A 768-nucleotide genomic window follows, 5' to 3' on the forward strand; every position below is an offset into this window, starting at 1 on the left:
GTTCACGAAGGCCAGCGCGGCAATCGGCTCAATACGAAGAACGCCTCGGGACAGCCCGTATCCCACTTCTCCGAAGACTTGGCTTGCACCCGCGTCGTAATCGGCTCGCAGGTTGTTGCTCAGGTTGCCTATACGTACCGAGCGGCGCGTATCCACGTCATGCCACGAGTAAGCCGCGCCCACGCGCAGCGCCAGGCGATCCCACTGTCGTCCGCCATAGACGCCGAAGTGGTAGCTGTCGGCGCCGCCCTTGGAGTCAAGCTGATCCACGTTGAAGCTGGTATGGGTGTAGCCGGCAAAGGCGCCTGCCCGCCAATCGCCCGCAAGAGGCATGTCGGCACCGATCAGGAAACCGGCGGTGTCCTGTTTGATCTGGGAAATGCCTTGTCCGCCGCCGGCGCGGCCCCAGCCACCCAGCGCCTGTGCCCACGCGCGGGGTGTAGCGTCGCTGGCGCAGGCGCGCGCCAGTGCGCTGCCGCGGCCTTCACGCCCGTCGTTCAGGCATGACGTGTCCCGCAGGCGGTCATTGACCGAATTGCGGACCAGCAAGGTGCCCGAGACCAGCATGCCCTTGGACGACGCCAATGCTTCGCCGGACAGCGCGTCCAACATGTCGCGCGCTTGCGCGTCGGAATCCGCGTTCAGCACCGTGTCGCCTGCCGCGCCAGCAAGGCCGCCGGCGGTGCTGTCCTGGTTGGGCGTTTCCGCAGCCTGGTCGACGCTACGCACCTGCACCAAACTGAGATAGACATGGTTGCTGTCGTAGCT

The 768-nt window shown here is 65.8% G+C and carries 1 protein-coding gene; it reads right to left on the bottom strand.

Annotated features, from left to right (window positions below):
* The coding region (locus A9976_RS12575) for an autotransporter domain-containing protein (protein ID WP_183019287.1) at positions 1 to 768 on the bottom strand (768 nt) is incomplete at both ends.

Origin of the sequence: Delftia sp. UME58 (assembly GCF_014170385.1) — a bacterium.
GTDB lineage: Bacteria > Pseudomonadota > Gammaproteobacteria > Burkholderiales > Burkholderiaceae_C > Comamonas > Comamonas acidovorans.